We start from the raw sequence: 22390 nt of genomic DNA on the forward strand, positions 1-22390 counted from the left end.
GCTGTCGTGTCGCTTTCGGGTCAGGGGAGGGGTTTTGGCGGGTATGGGGCGGGAGATCAAGGGCGGGAGCGAAAATCGCGTGCCGGATGGTCCGGCGCGCCGCGCGCCGCGCGCCCCACCCGCGCCGCGATGCCCCGTTCCTTATCCCGGCGCCACTCGCTATCCTGCGGGCTGAACGGCATCTGCGAGACGCGACACCACCATGAGAGACGCCATCCGGTTCACCAGGAACGGGACCATCCGCGAGATCCGCGACGCGCATCCGCGCGCGACGCTGCTCGACTGGCTGCGGCTCGAGGAACGGGCGACCGGCACGAAGGAGGGGTGCGCCGAGGGCGATTGCGGGGCGTGCACCGTGGCGCTCGGGCGGCTCATCGAGGGGCGGGTCGTCTACGAGCCCGTGAATGCCTGCATCGTCCTCCTCGGCCAATGCGACGGGGCGGACGTCGTGAGCGTGGAGGACATCGCCGCCGACGGGGCGCTGCACCCCGTCCAGGAGGCGATGGTGGCCCATCACGGCTCGCAATGCGGCTTCTGCACGCCGGGCATCGTGATGAGCCTGTTCACGCTCTACGAGGAGGGCGCGCGCCCGGTGGAGCGCGCGACGGTGAACGACGCGCTGGCGGGCAACCTGTGCCGCTGCACGGGCTATCGCCCCATCGTCGACGCCGCGCTCGACGCCTGCGCCGCGCCGAGGGACCGGCGCTTCGAGGCGCATCGGGAGGCCACGGCGCGGGCGCTCGCCGAGATCGCGGCGGCCGGCGAGGACCTCTTCGTGGGCGACGAGACGCGCTTCTTCGCGGCACCCGCCTCCGAGGAGAGCCTGTGCGCGCTCCTCGCGCGCCATCCCGACGCGACGATCCTCGCGGGTGCGACCGACGTCGGCCTGTGGATCACCAAGGCGCTCATGGAGATCGAGAAGATCGTCTGGCTCGGGCGCATCGAAGCCTTGCGCGAGACGCACGCGACCCCCGAGACGCTGACGCTCGGGGCCATGGTCTCGCATGCGGCGGCCCACGAGGCGCTCGCCGCGATCGATCCGGACCTCGGCGAGCTGATGCGCCGCTTCGGTTCGGCGCAGGTGCGCGCGTCCGGGACCGTCGGCGGCAACATCGCAAACGGCTCGCCCATCGGCGACCTCCCGCCGGCGCTGATCGCGCTGGGCGCGACGCTGCATCTCGCGGGCGCGAAGGGCACGCGCACGCTGCCGCTGGAGGATTTCTTCATCGCCTATCGCAGGCAGGACCGCGAGCCGGGCGAGTACGTCCGGGCGGTGGACATCGACAAGCTGCGCAAGCATGACGTCTTTCGCTGCTACAAGGTGACGAAGCGCTTCGACGAGGACATCTCGGCGGTGATGGGCGCCTTCCGCCTGCGGCTCGACGGCCGGCGTATCGCCTCAGCCCGCGTCGCCTTTGGCGGCATGGCGGCGACGCCCAAGCGCGCGCCGCTGACGGAGGCGGCGCTCGTGGGGCTCGACCTCGACGACGAGCTCGCCTGGGCGCCGGCGCTCGACGCGCTGGCGCGGGACTACCGCCCGATGTCCGACCACCGCGCCTCGTCCGAATACCGGGCGCTCGTGGCCCGAAACCTGCTCTTCAAGGCGCTGGCCGAGATCGCCGGCGCGGAGGGCACCCGCATCGCGCCCCGCATCGGCGGCCTCGCCGCCGCCGAGTGACTTGCGACAGCACGCGTCCCGCGAGAGAAACGAGCCGCATGAACATCCGCCACGAGTTCGACGACACGGGACCCGACGCCGAGCCGCTGCGCCACGTGCGCAAGCCGTTGCCGCACGATTCGGCACGCCGCCACGTAATGGGCGCCGCCGACTACATCGACGACGTCCGCGAGCCCGCGGGAACGCTCCACGTCGCCATCGGCATGGCGCCCAAGGCCCGCGGCGCGATCCGCTCGATCGACCTCACGGCGGTGCGCGCCCATCCGGGCGTCGTGCGCGTCCTCACGGCGGCCGACGTGCCGGGCAAGAACGACGTCTCGCCGGCGGCGGGGGACGACCCGATGTTCGCCGACACCCGCATAGGCTTCCACGGCCAGGCGCTGTTCGCGGTCCTCGCCGAGACCCGCGACGCGGCGCGCCGCGCGGCGAAGACGGCGATCGTCGAGATCGAGGAAGAAGCGCCGAGCGTCAGCGTCGAGGACGCGCTCGAACGCGCCGAGACCGTGCTGCCCGATTACGGATTCGGCCGCGGCGAGGTCGCGCCCGCGCTCGACGGCGCGCCGCACCGGCTCCAGGGGAGCCTGCGCATCGGCGGGCAGGAGCATTTCTATCTCGAAGGCCAAGCGGCCCTCGCGACGCCCGGCGAGGAGGGCGACATCCACGTCCTCTCCTCGACGCAGCACCCCACCGAGGTGCAGCACGTGATCGCCCGCGTGCTCGGCATCCCCGACGCCTACGTCACCTGCGAGGTGCGCCGCATGGGCGGCGGCTTCGGCGGCAAGGAGAGCCAGGCCACGCAATGGGCGGCCATCGCCGCGCTCGGCGCGCATCTGACGAAGCGCCCCTGCAAGGTGCGGCTCGATCGCGACGACGATTTCGTGCTCACCGGCAAGCGTCACGATTTCCGTAGCGACTGGCGCGTCGGCTTCGACGACGAGGGCGTGATCGCGGGCTTCGCGGTGACGCACAATGCCCGCTGCGGCTATTCGGCGGACCTGTCCCAGGGCGTCGTCGACCGCACGATGTTCCACTCGGACAATTCATACTTCTTCCCGGCGGTGCGCATCGACACGCGTCGGCTCCTCACCAACACCGTCTCGAACACGGCCTTTCGCGGCTTCGGCGGCCCGCAGGGCATGCTGATGATCGAGCACGTGATGGATCGCATCGCCTGGGCGACGGGCCGCGACCCGCTCGACGTGCGCTACGCCAACCTCTATCGCCCCGGCGCCGACGTGACGCCCTACGGCCAGACGGTGGAGGAGACCGACACGCTGCGCGCCGTCGTCGAGACGCTGGAGCGCACGAGCGAATACCGCACGCGCCGCGCCGCCATCGCCGCCTTCAACGACCGCTCGAAGATCCTCAAGAAGGGGATCGCGCTCACGCCGGTGAAGTTCGGCATCTCGTTCACGCTCATGCACCTGAACCAGGCGGGCGCGCTGGTGCACGTCTACCAGGACGGCTCGGTCCACCTGAACCACGGCGGCACCGAGATGGGCCAGGGGCTCTATCAGAAGATCGCCCAGGTGGTGGCGGAGGAGTTCGGCATCGCCATCGAGCGCGTGCGCATCACCGCGACCTCGACGGGCAAGGTGCCCAACACCGCGCCGACAGCGGCCTCCTCGGGCACGGACCTCAACGGCATGGCCGCGAAGATCGCCGCGGGCGCGATCAAGGCGCGCATGGCGGCGCGGGCGGCTGAGCGCTTCGGCATTCCGCAGGAGGAAGTGACCTTCCGCGACGACCGCGTCTTCGCCGGCAACGAGAGCCTCACCTTCGCCGAGCTCGCCCGCGACTGCGTCATGCACCGGGTGCACCTGTCGGAAGCGGGCTTCTACCGCACGCCGACCATCTCCTGGGACCGGGCGAACGCCAAGGGGCGGCCGTTCCTCTATTTCGCCTACGGCGCGGCGTGCTCCGAGGTGATCGTCGACACGCTCACGGGCGAATACAAGGTCACGCGCGTGGACATCCTCCACGACGTCGGGCGCTCCATCAATCCGGCCATCGACATCGGCCAGATCGAGGGCGGCTTCGTGCAGGGCATGGGCTGGCTGACGACGGAGGAGCTCGTCTACGACGAGACGAGCGGGCGGCTGCGCACCCACGCGCCCTCCACCTACAAGATCCCGGTCGCCTCCGACGTGCCGGAGGACCTGCGCGTCGCGCTCTTCCCCAACACCAATCGCATGGAGACGATCTACCGCTCGAAGGCGGTGGGCGAGCCGCCGGTGATGCTGGCGAACAGCGTCTTCTGCGCGCTCGCCGACGCGGTCCACGCGCTCGATCCGGCACGACCCGTGCCGCTCGACGCGCCGGCGACGCCGGAGGCGGTGCTGCGCGCCTGCGAGGCGCTGCGGGGCAACCCGCTCCCCGGGAGCGCGCCCGGCGGCGGGGGCCGCGTGGCGTGACCTCGGCCTACGTCCGGCTCGCCGATCTCGTGCAGGCCCATGGCGCGGCGGCGCTCGTGCGCGTCGCCGACGTGCGCGGATCCGCCCCGCGCGAGGTCGGCGCGGCGATGGCGGTACGCGCGGACGGCGCCTTCCTCGGCACGATCGGCGGCGGCGAGCTCGAATGGCGGGCGCTCGCCGCCGCCCGCGCGGCTCTGGCCGAGGGACGCGGGCCGATGCGGCGCCTCGACATGGCGCTGGGGCCAAATCTCGGCCAATGCTGCGGCGGGCGCGCGATCGTGACGGTGGAGACCTTCGACGCGCGCGATCTCGAGCAGCTGAGGGCGATGGCGCAGGCGGCGGCCGAGGGGCGTCCGCTGACGGCCCGGCTCGACGAGGACGGACGTGTGGCGCGGGCGCGGATAGCTCCCCGCAGGGGAGCTGGGCCGAGCGCAGCGAGGACCGGAGGGGGCGAGACCGACGAGCCTTCGCCCCCACCCGTCGGCTCTTCGAGCCGCCGACCTCCCCTACGGGGAGGTGTCGAGCCCGGCGAGACCTGGATCGAGGACACCGGACCGCGGGCGACGCCGCTCCTTCTCTTCGGCGCGGGCCATGTCGGGCGGGCGCTCGTGCTGGCGCTGGCGCCCTTGCCCTTCGCGATCCGCTGGATCGACACCCGCGCCGACGCGTTCCCCGCTCACGTGCCGGCGAACGCGAAGCCGGTCCACACCGACGAGCCGGGCCTCGAGATCGCGCGCGCCGCGCCCGGCACGTTCGTGCTGGTGATGACCCATTCCCACCCCCTCGACCTCGCGCTGACCGCGCAGGCGCTCGGGCGGGCGGATCTGCCCCATGTCGGGCTCATCGGCTCGGCGACGAAGCGCGCGCGCTTCGAGAAGCGGTTTCGCGAGATCGGCCTGCCGGAGGCGCGCATCGCCGCGCTCGCCTGCCCCATCGGCGTGCCCGGCATCGCCGGCAAGGACCCCGCCATCATCGCCGCCGCGACGGCGGCCGCGCTCCTCCAGGCGCGGGAGCAGGCGCTCCCGGCCGCATCGACGGAAGGCCCCGCATGACGACCACGGACGACGACCGCCGCCATCTCGCCCGCGCCGTTGCGCTCTCGCGCGAGCACATGGAGCGCGGGGAGGGCGGCCCGTTCGGCGCCGTAATCGTGCGCGACGGCGCGGTGCTGGCGGAAGGCTGGAACGAGGTGACGTCCTCCAACGACCCGACGGCGCATGCCGAGGTGAGCGCCATCCGGCGTGCCTGCAGGGCCGTGGGCGATTTCAGCCTGCGCGGGGCGACGCTCTACACGAGCTGCGAGCCCTGCCCGATGTGCCTCGCCTCCGCCTTCTGGGCGCGGGTCGACCGGATCGTCTACGCCAACACCCGCACGGAGGCCGCCGCCATCGGCTTCGACGACGCCTTCATCTACGACGAGATCCCCAAGGATCCCGCCGCGCGCGCCCTGCCGGCGGAGCACCTGCCGCTCGAGGAGGCGCGTGCCGTGTTCCGGGCCTGGATGGAGAAGGCCGACAAGGTCGCCTATTGAGGCCCCCGCGCCTCAGGCGGCGAGCCAGGTCCGCAGGGCCGCGTTCACGGCGTCCGGAGCCTCCAGCGTCGGCAGGTGGCCTGCGCCGGGGACGATCTCGAGGACGGAGCCGGCGACGAGCTCGTGCATGAGCGTGTGGCGCTTGACCGGGCAGAGCCGGTCGTCCTCGCCGCACAGGACGAGGGTGGGGCCGCGATAGCCGCGCAGCGTCTCCTCCTGGCCGGCGCGCGAGGCGAGCGCGCGGGACTGGCGCACGAAGGCCTCGGGCCCGAGATCGATCGCCATCTCGAGCATCAGCGCGCGGATGTCGTCGCGCGCGCTCTCGCGATGCAGGAGGAGCGGGTGCAGGTCGCGCCGCAGCACCTCCGCGAGGCCCCCCGCCTCGACCTCGGCGATCTGCGTCTCGCGCATGGCCCGCACGCCCTCGGAATCCGCGCGCGGGTCCGTGTCGAGGAGCGCGAGCCGGCTCACGCGCTCGGGCGCGAGCCGCACCGTCTCCATGGCGACGATGCCGCCCATCGAGAGGCCGCAGAGCGCGATACGCGGCGGCGCTTCCGCCAGGACGCTCTCGGCGAGCGCCGTGATCGTGTCCGCCCGCGAGACCGTCGGCACGTGGATCGTGCGTCCCGCGGAGAGCGCCGCGATCTGCGGCAGGAAGAGCCGCGCGTCGCAGGCGAGGCCCGGCAGGAGGACGAGAGGATCGGGCTCGCGCGACATGGAGCTCACTCCCAGGCGCCGAGCATCTGCTCGTGCTTCTTCTCCTCGGCGCGGACCGCCGGGTCGGCGGAATGCTCGGCGAGGAACTTCTCCGCCTCGAGCGCGGCCATGCAGCCGAGCCCCGCGGCGGTGACCGCCTGGCGGTAGACGTCGTCGGCGACGTCGCCCGCGGCGAAGACGCCGGGCACGGCGGTCTTGGTCGAGCCGGGCTCGACCGCGAGATAGCCGCCCTGCTTCATCGGAAGCTGCCCGACGAAGAGCTCGGTCGCCGGCTTGTGGCCGATGGCGATGAAGACACCGTCGGCGGGCACGTCGTCGAGGGCGCCGGTCACCGTGTCCTTGAGGCGCACGTGCGTGACGCCGCGGGGCGTGCCGCCGCCGCAGATCTCGTCCACGGCCGCATTCCAGCGCACCTGGATCTTGGGATGCGCGAGCAGGCGGTCCTGCAGGATCTTCTCGGCGCGCAGCGAATCGCGCCGGTGCACGAGGGTCACCTTGGAGGCGAGGTTGGCGAGGTAGAGCGCCTCCTCGACGGCGGTGTTGCCGCCGCCGACGACGACGACCTCCTTGCCGCGGAAGAAGAAGCCGTCGCAGGTGGCGCAGGCGGAGACGCCCGCGCCCTGGAAGGCGTCCTCGGAGGGCAGACCCAGCCACTTCGCCTGCGCGCCGGTGGCGATGACGAGGGCATCCGCGAGATAGACGTCGCCCGAATCGCATTCCAGCCGGAAGGGCCGGCTCGAGAGGTCCACCTTCGAGACGTAGTCCGAGACCATGCGCGTGCCGACATGCTCGGCCTGGGCGCGCATCTGGTCCATCAGCCATGGGCCCTGGATCACGTCGGCGAAGCCGGGATAGTTCTCGACATCGGTGGTGATGGTGAGCTGGCCGCCGGGCTGCATGCCCGAGATGAGCACCGGCTCCAGCATGGCGCGCGCGGCGTAGATCGCGGCGGTGTAGCCGGCCGGCCCCGAGCCGATGATGACGAGCTTCGCGTGCGTCTGCGCCATGGTCCTCGTTCTCCTGTCTCGTCCGCGGTCCCGTGCTCGGTGCGAGCCCTCATGCGAGGCCCGGCAGCGCGGTCCTCGCAAGCCCGTGCGCGTCGCGATGGGCGTGGTAGGCCCGCCCGAGCGCGGCGGCGATCGCGGGCGTCTCATCTAGGGGCTCGAAGGGCTCCCCTTCAAGCCGCCCGCGAAACGGCCGCGCCACGCCCCGCTCTTCGAGCCCGCGCACGAGCGTGTCGAGCTTCGGATGCCCGCCCGTGGGCGTAAACACAAGTACGGGAACGCCCGCGGCGGCGGCTTCCCCCAGCATGTTGGTGGAATCGGCCGTCACGACGACGGCGTCCGCCAGCGCGAGGAGCGCGACGTAGGGGTTCTCGCCGCTCCCGTCCCAGAGGAAGCCGCCGGTCTCGCCGGCGAGCCGGGCGAGGCCCTCGCGCAATGCGGGCGGCGTGCGCCGCGACGCGGTGATCATCAGGGATACGCCGTCCTCTCGCGCGAGATGCGCGAGATCGGCGAGGAACCGGGCCTGGTCGTCCGGGGTGAAGCGGTGGTGCCGGCTGTCGCCGCCGGCGAGCACCGCGACGCGCGGCGCGCGCAAGGACGCGAGCCGCGGATCGGGATCGTGTCGCGCCGCCGCGAGACGCGCGGCCGAGACGCGGTGAGGCGCGGTGAGCGTGACGAGGACGTTCTCGCCGCGCAGCCGGTCGTGCTCGGCGACCCAGACGAAATCCGCCGCATCGCGACCCGTGCGCGGGTCCTTCAGGAAGGCGGTGAAGACGCGCTCCCCGCTCGCGCGCTTCAGCGCCGGCAGGTAGGGCACCGCGCGCCGCCCCGAGGCGATGACGAGGTCGGGGAAGGGCTCCGGCAGCGGCCCGTCGGGACGGCCGGGGCGCTCGCGCGGATCGAGCGGGCCGCGGGGCGCGAGCCAGGAGAAGGGGCGGCGGGGCGCGACGCGGCGGATGTCGGGAGCGAGCCCCAGCGCCTCGGCGAGACCCAGGCACTGCATCTCGTCGCCGGCCTTGCCGTCGGTGAGGATCACCGCGCGCGTCGTCTGCGGAGGCCGCTCGTGCTCGTCCGATTCTTGCATGTCGCTCGCCGGCACGGGGGACAACGCCTCGCCTTCGTGCCCGCGCCGCTTGTGATCGGCCGGCGGGCGGTCTACCTACGTCGTGGCGCAACGGCCAGCGGAGCTCTTCTTACGTGCGCGGACGCCTCGATTCCATAGATCTCGCGATCCTGCGCGAATTGCAGGCGGACGGCAGCATCACCAACGTGGAGCTCGCCCGCCGCGTCGGCCTCTCCGCGCCGCCTTGCCTGCGCCGCGTGCGTGCGCTGGAGGAGGCGGGCGTCATCCGCGGCTATCGCGCGCTCGTCGACCCCAAGCCGCTGGGCATCGAGGTCGTGTGCTTCGCCATGGTGCAACTGCAGAGCCAGAAGCAGACCGACCTCGCCGCCTTCCAGGCGCACGTGAAGGACTGGCCGTCCGTGCGCGAATGCTGGACGCTCTCGGGCGACATCGATTTCATCCTGAAATGCGTCGCGCCGAACCTCTCGGCCTTCCAGGCCTTCGTCGGCGCGCTGACCGAGCTGCCGAACGTGCGCAACGTGCGCACCGCGCTCACCCTCGACCAGGTCAAGGACGAGCCGCTCGTGCCCATCGACCAGATCGACGCCGCGGACGCCTGAGCGATCGCGTTCGCGCGCGCATGTCGTGATCTTCCGATCGAGAGAGCGGTCGTCCCGGCAGGCGCGGCGCGCATCCGGGACGACGGCTCGGGGAGGCGCCTTCGCCTCGTCCTCGCGACCCCGCGTCAGCGCGGGGCGAGGATCATGATCATCTGCCGGCCTTCCAGCTGCGGCTCGACCTCGACCTTGGCGAATTCCTGCGTCTCGGCCTTGACGCGCTCGAGCAGCCTGAGACCGAGATCCTGGTGCGCCATCTCGCGGCCGCGGAAGCGCAGCGTGATCTTGACCTTGTCGCCTTCCTCGAAGAAGCGGCGGACGTTCTTCATCTTCGTCTCGTAATCGTGCTTGTCGATCGCGGGACGGAGCTTCACTTCCTTGACCTCGACGGTCTTCTGCTTCTTGCGCGCCTCGGAGGCCTTCTTCTGCTGGTCGAAGCGGAACTTGCCGTAATCGAGCAGCTTGCAGACCGGCGGCTCCGAGTTCGGGGCGATCTCGACGAGATCGAGCCCGGCCTCCTCCGCGACGCGCAGCGCGTCGAAGAAGGCTAGGACGCCGCGATTCTGCCCCTCTTGATCGATGAGCTGAACCTCGCGGACGCCGCGAATGTCACGGTTGGCGCGCGGGCCCTCCTTTTGGGGCACCGGCATGGCTCTCATAGGTCGGCGAATGGCTTATGTCTCCTCGTTTACGGCATGCGCGCGATGACCGCGTCGCCTAGGCGGCGACCGGTTGCGGGGCGCGGACGCCCGATATCACGTGAACATCCACGTGATCGAGCATGTTTGCGCAATCGGGCGATAAGTCAAGGTGCACGCGCGCCCGACAGCAGCGTGGCGTAGACGTCGAGCGTGTCCGCGACCATGCGATCGAGCGAGAAATGGCGCTCCACGTGCAGGCGCGCGCGCAGCGCCATCGCCTCGCGTGCGCTGGCGCCGAGCGTCAGCGCCTCGGCGATGGCGTCGGCGAGCCCGTCGACGTCGCCGGCGGGGACGCGCCAGCCGGTGCGCTGGGCGGGCTCGACCTGCGGCGGCGCGAGCACGGTCTCGGGCACGGCTCCGAGATCGGACACGACGACCGGCGTGCCCATGGCCTGCGCCTCCACCGCCGAGCGCCCGAAGGCCTCGGGCTCGGTGGACGGCACGGTGACGACCGAGGCCCCGAGGAAGGCGGCCGGCATGTCCGTGCAATGGCCTACGCGGTGGACGATCCCCTCGAGCCCGCGCGCGGCGATCATGCCGTCGATCTCGCGCACGTAGCCCTCGCGCCCCTGCGGATCGCCGGCGAGCACGAAGACGACGTCGCTGAGCCCCCAGCTCTTGAGCCGCGCGGCCGCCTCGACGAGGACCGCCTGGCCCTTCCAACTGGTGAGCCGGGCGGCGAGGAGCACGACGCGCTGATGCGGAGCCACGCCCCATTCGGCCCGCAAGGCCTCGATGCGCTCGGGCGCCACGGCCGAGGGCGCGTAGGCGGAGAGGTCGGTGCCACGATGGATGACGCGCAGCCGGTTCTCGCTCTCGGGATAGAGGCCCGCGATCAGCCCCGCCGTGTAGTGCGAGTTGGCGATGACGATGTCGCCGCGCGCCATGATGCGGTTGTAGCGATGCTTGAGCCCCGTCTTCGCCTGGTAGGAGCCGTGATAGGTCGTCACGAAAGGCAGCGAGAGCGCTCGCGCCGCGCCTAAAGCCGACCAGGCCGGTGCCCGCGAGCGGGCGTGGACCAGGGCGACGCCCTCGTCGAGGCACAGCCGCGCGAGCCGGCGCACGTTGCGCAGCATGGAGAGCGGGTTCTTCGTCGCCGCGGGGAAGGGCACCCAGATGCCGCCCTTGGCCTGCAATTCGCCGACCAGCCGCCCACCCTCCGTGGCGACGAGGGCGCGCGCGCCGATATTCGCGAGCCCCGCCGCGACGTCGACCGCCGTGCGCTCGGCGCCGCCGGCCTCGAGCTCGGGGATGACCTGCAGGATCGTGCGTCCGGTCAGGGGATGGGCTGCGGGGTCGAGGCGAGCGTTCTGCATGAGCGTCACGGCGCGGCCCGCCGGCCTCGCGCGCCGCACGCCGGACGTGCTAGAGCACGAAGGGGGCGTCTTGTCGGCCGGGTCTGGCGCGGGGACATGGTCGGGGGCCTCGGGAAACGCGGCGCGGGACTGCGCGCATGGTTGAAAGTAACGCACCGAACAGCGTTGAGGTTTGGTAAAATCATGGCGGAATTCATCGAGATCGGGGAAAACGGCGCGCGCCGGCGCATCGCGGTCGAGGCGCGGGCGGCGACGGAGCGCCCGCTGGACCCGCCGATCGTCTGGCTCGGCGGCTTTCGCAGCGACATGCGCGGCGGCAAGGCGGAGCGGCTCGACGCCTACGCGGCGCGCACGGGCCGGGCCTGCGTGCGCTTCGACTATATGGGCCATGGCGAATCGAGCGGGCGCTTCGAGGACGGCACGATCTCGCTGTGGCTCGAGGACGCGCTCGCCGTGATCGCGCGCTTCGTCGGCCGCCCGCCGATCCTGGTCGGCTCCTCCATGGGCGGCTGGATCGCGCTCCTCGTCGCCCGCGCGCTCGCCGGCACGGCGAGCGCGCCCGCCGGCATGGTGCTGATCGCGCCCGCGGCCGACTTCACCGAGCGCCTGATGTGGGCGCATTTCCCGAAGGCCATCCGCGAGACCATCGAGCGCGAGGGCGTCTACGCGGCGCCTTCCGAATACGGCGAGCCGACGCCGATCACGAGGGCGCTGATCGAGGACGGCCGCCGCCACCTGCTGATGGACGGCCCCATCGTCACCGGCTGCCCGGTCCACATCCTCCAGGGCATGCAGGACCCCGACGTCCCCTGGCGCCACGTGACCGAGACCATGGAAGCGATGGCGAGCGACAGCGTGACGATGACCTTGGTCAAGGACGGCGACCACCGCCTGTCGCGCGAGGAGGACCTCGACCGGCTGGAGGCGGCGGTGGCACGGATGATCGAGACGGCGGGGGAGGGGTGAGCGCTCCCTGTCATCCCGGGCCGCGAAGCGGACCCGGGACCCAGAACACGTGTGGGTAGGGTCAGGGCGCGCGGGAGCGCGTCCGTCCACGTGCCGCCGATGCAGGCCGTTCGTGGCCGCGCGCGCTCCCGCGCACGCTATGTCGAGCACCTGTGTTCATGGGTCCCGGGTCGCCGTTCGGCGCCCGGGATGACAATCACAGCCTGCGATACATCACGAGCGCATCCACCTCGCCTAGGCTCGGATGCGCGAAGGCGCCCGGCAGGCGGCCGACCGTCTCGAAGCCGAAGCTCTCCCAAAGCCGCACCGCGCGCGTGTTGGTCGAGACCACGAAGTTGAACTGCATCGCGCGAAAGCCGCGGGCGCGGGCCTCCTCGAGCGAGTGCGCCGCCATCGCCCGCGCCACGCCGCGCCCCGTCGCCTCCGGTGCGGTGACGTAGCCGCAATTGGCGACGTGCGCGCCGCCGCCGCGCTGGTTGGCGCGCAAATAATACGTGCCGAGAACTGCGCCGCCGTCGTCCTGCGCCACGAACACTGCGTGCGCCGGAGCACGCCAATAGGCGAGGGCGTCCGCGCGGCTCATGTCGCGATCGAGCGTGTAGGTCTCGCCTGCACGGATCATCGGCTCGAGAACGCGCCAGAGCGCATCGGCGTCCTCGGCGCGGGCGGGGCGGACGTGCATATCGCCAGACACTCCTAGCGCACCCACCGATCCGCCGCCCGATCGTCCTCCGCCTTCGCCGCGACCCATCCGCCGGCGTCGGGCTCGCCCAGCGGATGCTCGCGCTTCCAGAAGGGGGCGCGGGTCTTGAGCCAGTCCATCATGAAGTCGGCGGCCTCGAAGGCGGCGCGGCGGTGGGGGGAGGCGGCGACGACGAGCACGATCTCCTCGCCGGGACGGATCACGCCGTAGCGGTGCACGGCGACGAGGCCCTGCAGCGGGAAGCGCCGCGCGGCCTCGCCGGCGACGCGGGCGATCTCGGCCTGGGCCATGCCGGGATAGTGCTCGAGCTCGAGGGCGGCGAGGCGCCCGTCCTCGTCGCGGCACAGGCCCGTGAAGGTGACGACGGCGCCGACGTCGGTGCGCCCGCGCACCAGGGCCGCGGCCTCGGCGGCAGCGTCGAAGGTCTCGGCCTGGATGCGCACCACGGGCACGATCGAGGCACGCTCGACGCTCGCGGGATCGTCCGTTCGGGGCTCGTCCATGGCGCTCACCCTCCGGTCATGGGCGGGAAGAAGGCGATCTCGCGCGCGCCCGTGATCACGGCGTCGCGCTGGACGTGGATCTGGTCCATGGCGGCGCGGATCACGATCTCGTTCTCGAAGGCGTAGGCGTATTCCTCGCCACGCGCCTTCAGCCAGTCGACGAGATCGGCGATCGTGGTCACGCCCGCCGGCGGCTCGACCACCTCCTCGGTCTTGCCGATGCGCTCGCGCACCCAGGCGAAGTAGAGGATCCGGACAGCCATGCTTCACTCCTCGACGAGATAGCGCATTCCCGCGCGCAGATAGTCCCAGCCGGTATAGAGCGTGAGGATCGCGGCCGCCCAGAGCAGGACGAGCCCGCTCACCGTCGTCCAGGCGAAGACCTCGTCGCCGGCCGGGCCCGCGACGAGGAAGCCCAGCGCCACGAGCTGCAGCGTGGTCTTGTATTTCGCCACCTTCGAGACCGGTACGGAGACCTTGAGCTCGGCCAGGAACTCGCGCAGGCCCGAGACCAGGATCTCGCGCAGGAGGATGACGATGGCGGCCCAGATGTTCCAGCCCCCGATCGTGCCGTGGGCGACGAGCATCATCAGCACCGCGGCGACGAGCAGCTTGTCGGCGATGGGGTCGAGCATGCGCCCGAGCGCCGATTGCTGATTCCATGCGCGGGCCAGATACCCGTCGAAATAGTCGGTGATCGCGGCGGCGACGAAGATCCCGAGCGCCCACCAGCGCGCCCAGCTGTCGTTGGGCCAGAACAGCAGCACCACCACCGCCGGCACGGCGAGGCAGCGCCCGTAGGTCAGGAGGTTGGGCAGGGAATAGGCTGTCGATCGTTTCATGCGATGTGCCGGCCGCGTGTCCGGGGAGAGAGCACGCCCGCGGGGGCGGCGTCAATCCGAAGCTGCCCTTCCGCGGAACGTGCGGCGACGGATGACAGGTCCGCCCGAGCGGGTAATGTCGGGCGCCTGGGAAGGATGCCATGACGCAGAAGAAAACGGGCGAGAACGCCCTCGTCGACCGCCTCGGAGGCGATCGCTCGGCCAAGATCGCCAAGGTCTCGAAATTGGCCAAGACGCGGCTCTCCGAGCTGATCGAGGCCGTGCGAGCGCGCGAGGATTCCGCCGCCCTGGTGCCGCACCTGGAGGAGGGGCCGTTCCGAAACCTCGTCGGCCTGATCTTCGAGCATTCCCCCTTCCTCTCGCGCCTCGCCTCCCGGCCCGAGCGCCTCGCGCGCCTCGCGCTCGCCTCGCCCGAGGAGAGCCATGCGCGCATCGTCGCCGAGCAGCGCGGGCGCTTCCGGGCCGTGGCCGCCGGCGAGGCCCGGCGGGAGGACGTCGCGAAGGCGCTGCGGCGCGCGCGGGCCGAGCACGCGCTTCTCGTGGCGCTCGCCGACATCGGCGGCGTCTGGGACGTCGACCGCGTCGTCGCCGCGCTGTCGGACTTCGCCGACGCCTCGGTGGCGGGCGCGACGGACACGCTCCTCGTCGAGGCGGCGGCCGCGGGCAAGCTGACCCTGCCCGATCCCGAGGAGCCCGGCCGGGGCACGGGTGCGGTGGTGCTCGCGCTCGGCAAGCACGGGGGACGCGAGCTGAACTATTCGAGCGACATCGACCTCGTCGTCTTCTTCGATCCCGCCTGCGCCGCCTTGAAGGACCCCCTCGACGCGCCGCCCTTCTACGCCCGGCTCGCCCAGAACCTCGCCAAGATGCTCCAGGAGCGCACGGGGGAGGGCTACGTCCATCGGGTCGACTACCGGCTTCGTCCCGATCCCGGATCGACGCCCGTCGCGGTCGCGCTGCCCTCGGCCTATTCCTACTACGAAAGCGTGGGGCAGAACTGGGAGCGCGCGGCCCTGATCAAGGCGCGCCCCATCGCCGGCGACCTCCCGCTCGGCGAGAGCTTCCTCGCCGAGCTCGCGCCCTTCATCTGGCGCAAGTATTTCGACTTCGCGGCCATCGCCGACGTGCACGCGATGAAGCGCCAGATCCACGCCGTGCGCGGCCACGCGGAGATCGCGGTCGCCGGCCACGACATCAAGCTCGGGCGCGGCGGCATCCGCGAGATCGAGTTCTTCGTGCAGACGCAGCAGCTCGTCTTCGGGGGGCGCCGGCCGTCCTTGCGCGGGCGCCGCACGCTGGAGATGCTCGCCGAGCTCGAGGCCGAGCGCTGGATCTCGGCGGAGGCCCGCGACGAGCTGACCGCGGCCTACCGCTTCCTGCGCGGCATCGAGCATCGCCTGCAGATGGTCGCCGACGAGCAGACCCAGCGCCTGCCCGCGGACGAGGCGACGCTCGAGGGCTTCTCGCGCTTTTGCGGCTACAAGAGCGCCAAGGCCTTCGGCACGGCGCTGACCGGCGTCGCGCGCACCGTGCAGAAGCACTACGCGCTCCTCTTCGAGGAGGGACCGGAGCTCGCCTCGGAGGCCGGGAGCCTCGTCTTCACGGGCGCCGAGATCGACCCGGAGACGCTCGGCACGCTGCGCAAGATGGGCTTTCGCGATCCCGAGAAGGCCGCGGAGACCGTTCGCGGCTGGCATTTCGGGCGTCGCCCGGCGATCACCAGCGCGCGGGCCCGCGAGGTGCTCACCGAGCTGACCCCGGCGCTGCTCGCGGCGCTCGGCGGCACGGCGGATCCCGACGGTGCGCTCGAGCGGCTCGACGCCGTGTTCGGGCGCATGAAGGCCGCCGTCGAGCTGATGACGATCCTGCTCAACCACGATCGTCTGCTCACGCTCTTCGCCGATCTCCTGGGCACGGCGCCGCGCCTCGCCGACACCGTGGCGCGGCGCCCGCACGTGCTCGACGCGATCATCGATCCCGCCTTCGGCGATCCCATCGTCGACGAGGCGCAGATGCTGGTGCAGGTGCGCGACGCCATCGGCCGATCCGCGTCCTACGAGGATTTCCTCGACCGCACCCGCGACGTCACCCGCCAGGCGACCTTCGTCACCGGCGCGCGCATGCTGTCGGGCGTGTTCTCGCCCGAACGCGCGGGGCAGGCCTATGCGGCCATCGCGCAGGCGATCGTGCAGACCTCCTACGAGGCGGTGGAGCGGGAATTCGCCGCCGATTACGGCCGCGTGCCCGGCGGGCGGATCGCCGTGCTCGGGCTCGGGCGGCTGGGCACGCGGGAGATGACGGCGACGTCCGATCTCGATCTCGTCGTCCTCTACGATTTCGACCAGGAGAGGCGCGAGAGTGACGGACGCCGGGCGGTGGACGCGACCGTCTACTACACGCGCCTCGTCCAGCGTCTCGTCTCCGCGCTCACGGCGCCGACGCGCCGGGGCGCGCTCTACGAGGTCGACTTGCGGCTTCGCCCCTCCGGACGCTCCGGGCCGGTGGCGACGCAGTTTCGCGGCTTCGTCTCCTACCAGCGCGAGGACGCGGAATTGTGGGAGCACATGGCGCTGACCCGCGCCCGCGTCGTCGCTGGAGACGGCGCGCTGGCCGAGGACGCGACGCGCGCCATCGCGGACGTCGTCGGGCTCGCGCGCGATCCCGCCGTCGTCGCCCGCGAGGTGCTCTCCATGCGCCGGCTGATCGCGAAGGAGAAGGGCGAGGGCGATCCCTGGGACATGAAGCTCGCGGCGGGCGGGCTCACCGATCTCGACTTCCTCGCCCAGGCCTACGTGCTGACCCACGCCCATGCGGATCGCGACCTCGTGGGCCTCTCGCCCGGCGCGGCCCTGGCGCGGGCGGGGGAGGCGGGCTTCCTCACGCCCGAGGAGGCCGACGCCCTCGTCGCCGCGCAGGCGCTGCTCTCGCGCGTCTTCCACTGGCAGCGGCTGACCGTGGAGGGGCGCTTCGACCCCAAGAGCGCCCCGCCGGCCATCCTGCGCCGGCTCGCCGCAGAAGCGGGCGTGCCCGATCCCGCACGCCTCGAAGCCGAGCTCGCGCAGACGAGAAAGCGGGTCCGCGAGATCTTCGAGCGGCGTCTCCAAGAGATGTCCGGCGGTAACGCGGGCGCCTAGGACGGAATTCGGCGCGGGAACTCGGATCGTCGTTGCGGCTTCTCTACGCGAATTCAGCAACGCTCCCTACGGGGTACAGCCGTGACAGATCAGAACTCGCGCCGACGCGCCGGCTCCACGCCGCGCGCGAACGGCTCCGCACGATTCGTCGCTCGCGTCTTCGGCGTCGCGCTCCTCGCCGTGGGGCTCGCGCCCGCCGTGATGCCGAGCGCCGTCGAGGCGACGGGCGCCCTCGACTTCTTCCGCGCCGACGCCCGCCATGCGGCGCCCCAGCGGGTGAACGCACCGGGTCCGGTGGAGAGCCTCTTCGGCCAGCCGCAGCGCGTCCTCCCCACCGCGCCGACGACGCCCGAGGCGTCGACGTCCTCGCGCCGACCGGCGCGGGTCGCCGCGGGCGCTGCGGGGCGCACCATGTGCGTGCGCATGTGCGACGGCTACTACTTTCCCGTGGGCGATCTCGCCTCGAGCCGCGACCTGCCGCTGCACGACCTCTCCTGCAATGCCGGCTGCCCGGGCGCGCCGACGAAGCTCTTCGTGCTGGCGCCGGGGGAGGAGGACATCTCGTCCGCCCGCGCCGCCGACGGCATGCGCTATGCCGACGTGCCCATGGCCTATTCCTACCGCACCTCGACGGACGCGACCTGCTCCTGCCAGGGCCCCAACCAGCGCGTCGCCGACCGTCTCGACATGCGCCACGACATGACGCTGCGCCGCGGCGATATCGTCGTGACGAACGAGGGCCCGCTCGTCTATCGCGGCCGCGACGGGCAGCCGGAGGAGCTCGCCGACTTCCGCCCCTTCGGCGAGGCGCAGATGGCGTCGGCCCTGCGCGAGAAGGCGGACGCGCGCCTCGGCATCTCGGCGCGCAAGGCCATCGAGGACGCGTTCGCGGAAGAAAACCGCCTGCGGGTGGACATGGCCGAGATGAACGTCTCCGAGATGGACCTGTCGGGCACGACCGCGCCCGACCTGAACCTCGCGGATCTCGCCGCGCGCTGAGCGCACGGCCTTCCGCTCCCCTCCGCTCGCTCCTCTTCGCCCGCTTGCCTTTCGCGCGGGGCGCGTCCATGGAACCGCCATGACGCGCACGATGCCCGACGAACCCGCCGACCAGGCCCGCGAGGTCTTCGCCTACGAGCAGACCCCGCGGCCCGTGGGCTTTCCCGTGGCCTTCCGGCTGAAGGGCAAGGCGCTCGAGGTCGAGCGCATGGGCCGCACCGATCGCGTGCCGCTCGAGCGCGTCGCGGAGGTTCGGCTCTCCTATGCGCCCGCCTCCTTCGCGCCGGGGCGGCGCGAGACGAAGATCAGGCTCGACGACGGGCGCTCGGTCGCGCTCACCTCCGTCACCTACCGGGCCATGTTCGATGCGCGCCGGCAGGACGAGGCCTACGGCCGCTTCGTGCGCGAGCTCCTGCGGCGCACGGCCAAGGCCTCGCCGAAGGCGCGCTTCGTCGCCGGGCGTCCCTTCGCCATCTGGGTCGTGCTGCTCGTCGTCTCGCTCCTCATCGTCGGCGCGCTCGCGGTCTTCGCCTGGGAGACCTGGCGCATCGGCGAGACCATGATCGCCGCCGTCGCGGGGGCGGTGGGCCTTCTCGGCATCTGGCAGCTCGAGCCGATGGTCCGGCTCAACAAGCCGCGGGACTTCGCGCCGCAAGACCCGCCCGACAGCCTCGTCCCGCCCGACAGCCTCGTCCCGCGCGCTTGAGGCGTCTCAGCGCACCACGAGGACGGACGACGTCGCGTGGCGCACGATGGTGGTCGCGTTCGAGCCTAGCAGGTAGGTCGCCATGGTCGGGCGATGCGAGCCGACGACGACGAGGTCGGCGCCCGCTTCCTCCGCCTCCGCCAGGACTTCGTGATAGATCGAGCCCAGCCGCACCACGGCGGAGACGCGCTCCTTGGGCAGCGCCACCGAGGCCGCGATGTCGGCGAGCTTCTCCTCCGCCTCGCGCTGCTGGTCCTCCTCGAAGGAGGCCGGCACGTATTCCATGTAGGTCACCGGCATCAGCGGGCGCACGTAGATCAGCCGCACGGTGCCGTCGGCGACATCCGCGAGGCGGGCGGCGGTGGCGAGCGCGTTCTCGGAGGCCTGAGGCTCGGCGAGATCGACGGGAACGAGGATCGTCTTGTACATCGGGGGAGCTCCTCCTCGGGGCTGGGTGGCGGTTCGGACCGCTGATCGTTGCCTGCGGGAGAAACGTAACCGTGCGGCGGCTCGTTCACGTTGATCGAGCGCAAGGCGGGCGTGCGCAGACGCATGAGGGCGTCGCCGCCATTTGACGAGGGCGGCGTTTCGGCGTTCGGTGCGGGGTCGCCCGCCGGAGCCCGCCCGTGCACAAGCTGCGCATCCTCTTCGCCTCGCCCGTCGTCTTCCTGATGACGCTCGCCTTCGTGAACTGGCTCGGCTTCGCCAGCTGGCAGGCGCTGCTCAACAATTTCGCCAAGGACGCCGCGGGCTTCGACGGCTTCCAGATCGGCGTGCTCCAGTCCGTGCGCGAGATCCCGGGCTTCCTCGCCTTCACCGCCGTGTTCCTGTTCATGATCATGCGCGAGCAGACGCTCGCCTATCTCTCGCTCCTGATGCTGGGCGTCGGCGTCGCCATGACTGGATTTTTGCCGAGCTTCTGGGGCCTGATCCTGACGACGACGATCATGTCGGTGGGCTTCCACTATTTCGAGACGGCGAACCAGGCGCTCTCGCTGCAGCTGCTCTCCAAGAAGGAGGCGCCGCGGGGCATCGGCAAGATCTACGGCGCCAACGCCGCCGCCCAGCTCGTCGCCTATGGCGGCATCGCCGGCGCGTTCCTGTTGTTCACGCCCTCCTACGAGGCGATGTTCCTCGTCGCGGGAGGCGCGACCTTCGTGCTCGGCCTCCTCGCCATGGCGGGCTTCCGGCGCTTCCAGGGCGAGACCAAGCAGAACCGCGGCATCGTGCTGCGCTCGCGCTACTGGCTCTACTACGCGCTGACCTTCCTGTCGGGCGCGCGCCGGCAGATCTTCATGGCCTTCGGCGCCTTCCTCCTCGTCGAGCGCTTCGGCTACGAGGTATCGACGCTGGCGCAGCTCCTGTTCCTGACCTGCGCGATCAACGTCGCGGCGGCGCCGCTGCTCGGGCGCGCCATCGGCCGTTTCGGCGAGCGTGCGACGATCCTCGCCGAGAACGTCGTTCTCGTGATCGTCTTCCTCGGCTACGCGTTCACGGGATCGGCGCTCGTGGCGGGGGCGCTCTTCGTCCTCGACGGCGTGTTCTTCACGCTCACCATCGCGCAGAAGACCTACTTCCAGAAGATCGGCGACCCGGCCGACATCGCTCCCACGGCCTCCGTCGCCTTCACCATCAACCACATCGCGGCGGTGGCGATGCCGGTGACTTTCGGCGTGATCTGGATGAGCGACCCGTCGGCGGTCTTCCTCATCGGCGCGGCGATCGCATGCGTCTCGCTGGCGCTCGCCTTCCTGGTGCCGCGCCACCCCGACGAGGGCAACGAGACGGTGCTCTCGCGCCCGGCGAAGGCGCCGCTGCCGGCGGAGTGAACCTCCCCCGGCGCGCGGCTCCGCTCGCCGTCCTCAGCGCTTGGTGATCGCGTCGGCGATGGGCTGCGTCGTCTCGCCGACGAGCTTCGTCGTGGCCTCGGCGATGGCGCGCATGTGCGCACTCGTCGTCTCGTAGGCCTGGCGGGCGCCGGACGTCTGCAGCTTCACGGCTTCCGACAGCGAGCCGGCGGTCAGCGTCGAGCGCATGACCGAGAGCGTCAGGTCCGTGTTGGCGCGCATGAGGTCGAGCATCTCGGCATTCAGCGTGGCCATCCCGCGCGAGGCGGCGGCGGCGCTGGCGAAGCAGGCCTGGGCCATGGCCTCGTTGCTCTCGCGCACCTGCGAATAGGCGGTGCGGGCGCCGACGGTGCCGCTCTCCATCATGCGGGCATAGGGCTTCACGAGGTCGTCCGCGGCGGGCAGGCGCGCGATGCCGACGGCGGAGAACGCCTCGTCGTGGAGCGAGGGCTCGGGCTCGGCCTTCGGAGCCGGCTTCGGAGCGGCCTTGACGGCCGGAGCGGGCTCGGCCGCACGCGGGGCGAGGCTCGGGGCGGGGATCGGGGCGGGCGCGGCCGCGGCGACGGGAGCGGGAGTCGGCGCGGCGGGAGAGGGTGCGGGAGCGGCGGGGGAGGGCGCGGCGGGGCTCGCGTCGGCCTCGGGCGCCGCCTTCTCGGGGCGCGGTGCCGCGGCCGCCTTGAGGGCGGCGGACTTCAGCGCGGTCGTCTTCTGCGTCTTCGCGGCGGCCGGCTTGCCAGCGGCAGCAGGCTTGGCGGCGGCCGCGGACTTGGGAGCGGCGGGCTTGGGAGCGGCGGGCTTGGGAGCGGCGGGCTTGGTCTCGGCGGCCGGCGCGACGGGCACGCGCGCCTTGGCCTCGCCGCCGCGGGGCGAGACCTCGCGGACCTTCGGGGACGATCCGGCACGCGCCCGGGCCGGCTTGCGGGTGGTCTCGCGGGTGGTGGTCTCGTCCGTCATGGTTCGCTCCTGGTCTCGGATCCGCTCGGCGCAAGGGTGCCGCGAAAGCGTGCGGCCCCGGCGCGGACGCCGGGGCCGCTGATTGGTCACGGCGCCTTCGGCCCGCCCTTGGCGGCGGCCTTCGTCGCGTCGCCGGCGGCCTTCGCGGCGCCGTCGCCGGCCTGCTTCATGGCGGAGGTGGCATCGACACCGAGCTGGCGCATCTGCTCCTGCATCAGCGCGAACTGCGACTGCATGAACTCGACCTGCAGCTTCATCGCCTCGGCCGGGTCCTTGGCGCGGATCATCTTGTGGGCGTGCTCGAAGCTCGCCTTGAGATTGGCCTCGGCCATGCCGAAGGTCTTCTCGCGCATGTCCTTGGTGTTCATGCCCATGCGCTCGGCGGGGGCGTCGAACGTCTCCATCGCGCGGGAGGCGGCGTTGACGAAGCCCTCCATCGCGAGGCGCGCCTGCTCGACGCTGCGCTCGGCCATGTCGCGCATCTCGGCCGGGATCTCGAAGCGGGGGTTGGTCTCGTTCGCCATGGCGATCCTCCTTTCGGTGACGAGCCGGAGCCGCCGCGGCGACGGCGACCCGGCTCATTGTGCGACGCAACATAATCCTTGTGCGGCGCAAAATCAACAGGTCGGCGGGGCCGTTAAGGTTGATGGAACCTTGCGGGCCGCGCAGGGGATGCGCGAGGGCCGAACCTGCGT

Annotated in this window: 22 protein-coding genes; 10 read left to right on the forward strand and 12 right to left on the reverse strand. The window is 71.8% G+C overall.

All coding sequences use genetic code 11. The features are described from left to right. Positions 1–202: 202 nt before the first annotated feature. The 4 genes from xdhA to IEX89_RS12390 are packed head-to-tail and all read left to right on the forward strand — an operon-like array spanning position 203 to position 5623. A complete protein-coding gene (gene xdhA / locus IEX89_RS12375) occupies positions 203–1678 on the forward strand; it encodes a xanthine dehydrogenase small subunit (protein ID WP_188913337.1) in 1476 nt (491 codons plus the stop codon). A 38-nt stretch (positions 1679–1716) separates the two neighbouring features. Beyond that, complete coding sequence (gene xdhB / locus IEX89_RS12380) at positions 1717–4092, forward strand: xanthine dehydrogenase molybdopterin binding subunit (protein WP_188913339.1); 2376 nt, start codon at positions 1717–1719, stop codon at positions 4090–4092. Then, entirely contained in the window at positions 4089–5144 is a 1056-nt protein-coding gene (gene xdhC, locus IEX89_RS12385) for a xanthine dehydrogenase accessory protein XdhC (RefSeq protein WP_188913341.1), read from the forward strand. Before xdhB ends, xdhC begins: the two co-directional genes overlap by 4 nt. Continuing rightward, positions 5141–5623: a nucleoside deaminase gene (locus IEX89_RS12390; protein WP_188913343.1), complete on the forward strand. Its 483-nt coding sequence runs from the start codon at positions 5141–5143 to the stop codon at positions 5621–5623. The genes xdhC and IEX89_RS12390 overlap by 4 nt, the downstream gene beginning before the upstream one ends. 12 nt (positions 5624–5635) lie before the next feature. On the opposite strand, the gene IEX89_RS12395 is transcribed toward IEX89_RS12390, so the two are convergent. From IEX89_RS12395 to IEX89_RS12405, 3 genes are read right to left on the reverse strand one after another with little or no spacing between them, the layout of a single operon-like run. Next, entirely contained in the window at positions 5636–6340 is a 705-nt protein-coding gene (locus IEX89_RS12395) for an alpha/beta fold hydrolase (RefSeq protein WP_188913345.1), read from the reverse strand. Between the two features lie 5 nt (positions 6341–6345). After that, the gene (gene trxB / locus IEX89_RS12400; RefSeq protein WP_188913347.1) at positions 6346–7347 is read right to left on the reverse strand and encodes a thioredoxin-disulfide reductase; all 1002 of its coding nucleotides are present in this window, start codon (positions 7345–7347) and stop codon (positions 6346–6348) included. 49 nt (positions 7348–7396) lie between these two features. Beyond that, positions 7397–8428 carry a mitochondrial fission ELM1 family protein gene (locus IEX89_RS12405; RefSeq protein WP_188913349.1) on the reverse strand — a complete coding sequence of 344 codons (1032 nt, stop codon included), beginning with the start codon at positions 8426–8428 and terminating at the stop codon, positions 7397–7399. Between the two features lie 113 nt (positions 8429–8541). Here IEX89_RS12405 and IEX89_RS12410 point away from each other — a divergent pair, with 113 nt between their 5' ends. Beyond that, a complete protein-coding gene (locus tag IEX89_RS12410) occupies positions 8542–9027 on the forward strand; it encodes an Lrp/AsnC family transcriptional regulator (protein WP_188913352.1) in 486 nt (161 codons plus the stop codon). A gap of 125 nt (positions 9028–9152) precedes the next feature. Here the strand turns inward: IEX89_RS12410 and infC are convergent, their stop codons facing one another. Together infC and IEX89_RS12420 are read right to left on the reverse strand one after the other, a co-directional pair. Then, positions 9153–9674 carry a translation initiation factor IF-3 gene (gene infC / locus IEX89_RS12415; protein ID WP_244645338.1) on the reverse strand — a complete coding sequence of 174 codons (522 nt, stop codon included), beginning with the start codon at positions 9672–9674 and terminating at the stop codon, positions 9153–9155. 155 nt (positions 9675–9829) lie between these two features. Continuing rightward, positions 9830–11041: a glycosyltransferase family 4 protein gene (locus tag IEX89_RS12420; protein WP_188913356.1), complete on the reverse strand. Its 1212-nt coding sequence runs from the start codon at positions 11039–11041 to the stop codon at positions 9830–9832. 183 nt (positions 11042–11224) lie between these two features. On the opposite strand from IEX89_RS12420, the gene IEX89_RS12425 reads away from it, so the two are divergent. After that, positions 11225–12007 carry an alpha/beta hydrolase gene (locus tag IEX89_RS12425; protein ID WP_188913358.1) on the forward strand — a complete coding sequence of 261 codons (783 nt, stop codon included), beginning with the start codon at positions 11225–11227 and terminating at the stop codon, positions 12005–12007. Between the two features lie 196 nt (positions 12008–12203). On the opposite strand, the gene IEX89_RS12430 is transcribed toward IEX89_RS12425, so the two are convergent. The 4 genes from IEX89_RS12430 to pgsA are packed head-to-tail and all read right to left on the reverse strand — an operon-like array spanning position 12204 to position 14055. Next, positions 12204–12689 (reverse strand): GNAT family N-acetyltransferase, encoded by a 486-nt coding sequence (locus IEX89_RS12430; RefSeq protein WP_188913360.1) that lies wholly within the window; start codon positions 12687–12689, stop codon positions 12204–12206. A gap of 14 nt (positions 12690–12703) precedes the next feature. Then, a complete protein-coding gene (locus IEX89_RS12435; RefSeq protein WP_188913362.1) occupies positions 12704–13213 on the reverse strand; it encodes a molybdenum cofactor biosynthesis protein MoaE in 510 nt (169 codons plus the stop codon). Between the two features lie 5 nt (positions 13214–13218). Beyond that, complete coding sequence (gene moaD / locus IEX89_RS12440; protein WP_188913363.1) at positions 13219–13476, reverse strand: molybdopterin converting factor subunit 1; 258 nt, start codon at positions 13474–13476, stop codon at positions 13219–13221. Between the two features lie 3 nt (positions 13477–13479). After that, on the reverse strand, positions 13480–14055 hold the full coding sequence (gene pgsA, locus IEX89_RS12445) for a CDP-diacylglycerol--glycerol-3-phosphate 3-phosphatidyltransferase (protein WP_188913365.1): 576 nt from the start codon (positions 14053–14055) through the stop codon (positions 13480–13482). A 140-nt stretch (positions 14056–14195) separates the two neighbouring features. Here pgsA and IEX89_RS12450 point away from each other — a divergent pair, with 140 nt between their 5' ends. The 3 genes from IEX89_RS12450 (at position 14196) to IEX89_RS12460 (ending at position 18894) form a co-directional block, all read left to right on the forward strand. Beyond that, a complete protein-coding gene (locus IEX89_RS12450) occupies positions 14196–17189 on the forward strand; it encodes a bifunctional [glutamine synthetase] adenylyltransferase/[glutamine synthetase]-adenylyl-L-tyrosine phosphorylase (protein WP_188913367.1) in 2994 nt (997 codons plus the stop codon). Positions 17190–17270: 81 nt separating this feature from the next. Then, positions 17271–18188 carry a DUF2865 domain-containing protein gene (locus IEX89_RS12455; RefSeq protein ID WP_188913368.1) on the forward strand — a complete coding sequence of 306 codons (918 nt, stop codon included), beginning with the start codon at positions 17271–17273 and terminating at the stop codon, positions 18186–18188. Between the two features lie 79 nt (positions 18189–18267). Beyond that, positions 18268–18894 (forward strand): hypothetical protein, encoded by a 627-nt coding sequence (locus IEX89_RS12460; RefSeq protein WP_188913370.1) that lies wholly within the window; start codon positions 18268–18270, stop codon positions 18892–18894. 6 nt (positions 18895–18900) lie between these two features. Here the strand turns inward: IEX89_RS12460 and IEX89_RS12465 are convergent, their stop codons facing one another. Continuing rightward, entirely contained in the window at positions 18901–19323 is a 423-nt protein-coding gene (locus IEX89_RS12465) for a universal stress protein (RefSeq protein WP_188913372.1), read from the reverse strand. 197 nt (positions 19324–19520) lie between these two features. Between IEX89_RS12465 and IEX89_RS12470 the strand changes: the two genes are divergently transcribed. Then, entirely contained in the window at positions 19521–20723 is a 1203-nt protein-coding gene (locus IEX89_RS12470) for an MFS transporter (protein ID WP_210317623.1), read from the forward strand. A gap of 33 nt (positions 20724–20756) precedes the next feature. Here the strand turns inward: IEX89_RS12470 and IEX89_RS12475 are convergent, their stop codons facing one another. Together IEX89_RS12475 and IEX89_RS12480 are read right to left on the reverse strand one after the other, a co-directional pair. Continuing rightward, on the reverse strand, positions 20757–21695 hold the full coding sequence (locus IEX89_RS12475) for a phasin family protein (RefSeq protein WP_188913374.1): 939 nt from the start codon (positions 21693–21695) through the stop codon (positions 20757–20759). 86 nt (positions 21696–21781) lie between these two features. After that, entirely contained in the window at positions 21782–22219 is a 438-nt protein-coding gene (locus IEX89_RS12480; RefSeq protein WP_188913376.1) for a phasin family protein, read from the reverse strand. Between the last annotated feature and the right edge of the window lie 171 nt (positions 22220–22390).

Origin of the sequence: Salinarimonas ramus (assembly GCF_014645695.1) — a bacterium.
GTDB classification, from domain to species: Bacteria; Pseudomonadota; Alphaproteobacteria; order Rhizobiales; family Beijerinckiaceae; genus Salinarimonas; species Salinarimonas ramus.

Coding starts and splice junctions, on each gene's coding strand:
- xdhA (WP_188913337.1), top strand. CDS start 203: ATGAGAGACGCCATCCGGTTCACCAGGAACGGGACCATCCGCGAGATC.
- xdhB (WP_188913339.1), top strand. CDS start 1,717: ATGAACATCCGCCACGAGTTCGACGACACGGGACCCGACGCCGAGCCG.
- IEX89_RS12390 (WP_188913343.1), top strand. CDS start 5,141: ATGACGACCACGGACGACGACCGCCGCCATCTCGCCCGCGCCGTTGCG.
- IEX89_RS12395 (WP_188913345.1), bottom strand. CDS start 6,340: ATGTCGCGCGAGCCCGATCCTCTCGTCCTCCTGCCGGGCCTCGCCTGC.
- trxB (WP_188913347.1), bottom strand. CDS start 7,347: ATGGCGCAGACGCACGCGAAGCTCGTCATCATCGGCTCGGGGCCGGCC.
- IEX89_RS12405 (WP_188913349.1), bottom strand. CDS start 8,428: ATGCAAGAATCGGACGAGCACGAGCGGCCTCCGCAGACGACGCGCGCG.
- infC (WP_244645338.1), bottom strand. CDS start 9,674: ATGCCGGTGCCCCAAAAGGAGGGCCCGCGCGCCAACCGTGACATTCGC.
- IEX89_RS12420 (WP_188913356.1), bottom strand. CDS start 11,041: ATGCAGAACGCTCGCCTCGACCCCGCAGCCCATCCCCTGACCGGACGC.
- IEX89_RS12425 (WP_188913358.1), top strand. CDS start 11,225: ATGGCGGAATTCATCGAGATCGGGGAAAACGGCGCGCGCCGGCGCATC.
- IEX89_RS12430 (WP_188913360.1), bottom strand. CDS start 12,689: ATGCACGTCCGCCCCGCCCGCGCCGAGGACGCCGATGCGCTCTGGCGC.
- IEX89_RS12435 (WP_188913362.1), bottom strand. CDS start 13,213: ATGGACGAGCCCCGAACGGACGATCCCGCGAGCGTCGAGCGTGCCTCG.
- moaD (WP_188913363.1), bottom strand. CDS start 13,476: ATGGCTGTCCGGATCCTCTACTTCGCCTGGGTGCGCGAGCGCATCGGC.
- pgsA (WP_188913365.1), bottom strand. CDS start 14,055: ATGAAACGATCGACAGCCTATTCCCTGCCCAACCTCCTGACCTACGGG.
- IEX89_RS12450 (WP_188913367.1), top strand. CDS start 14,196: ATGACGCAGAAGAAAACGGGCGAGAACGCCCTCGTCGACCGCCTCGGA.
- IEX89_RS12460 (WP_188913370.1), top strand. CDS start 18,268: ATGACGCGCACGATGCCCGACGAACCCGCCGACCAGGCCCGCGAGGTC.
- IEX89_RS12465 (WP_188913372.1), bottom strand. CDS start 19,323: ATGTACAAGACGATCCTCGTTCCCGTCGATCTCGCCGAGCCTCAGGCC.
- IEX89_RS12475 (WP_188913374.1), bottom strand. CDS start 21,695: ATGACGGACGAGACCACCACCCGCGAGACCACCCGCAAGCCGGCCCGG.
- IEX89_RS12480 (WP_188913376.1), bottom strand. CDS start 22,219: ATGGCGAACGAGACCAACCCCCGCTTCGAGATCCCGGCCGAGATGCGC.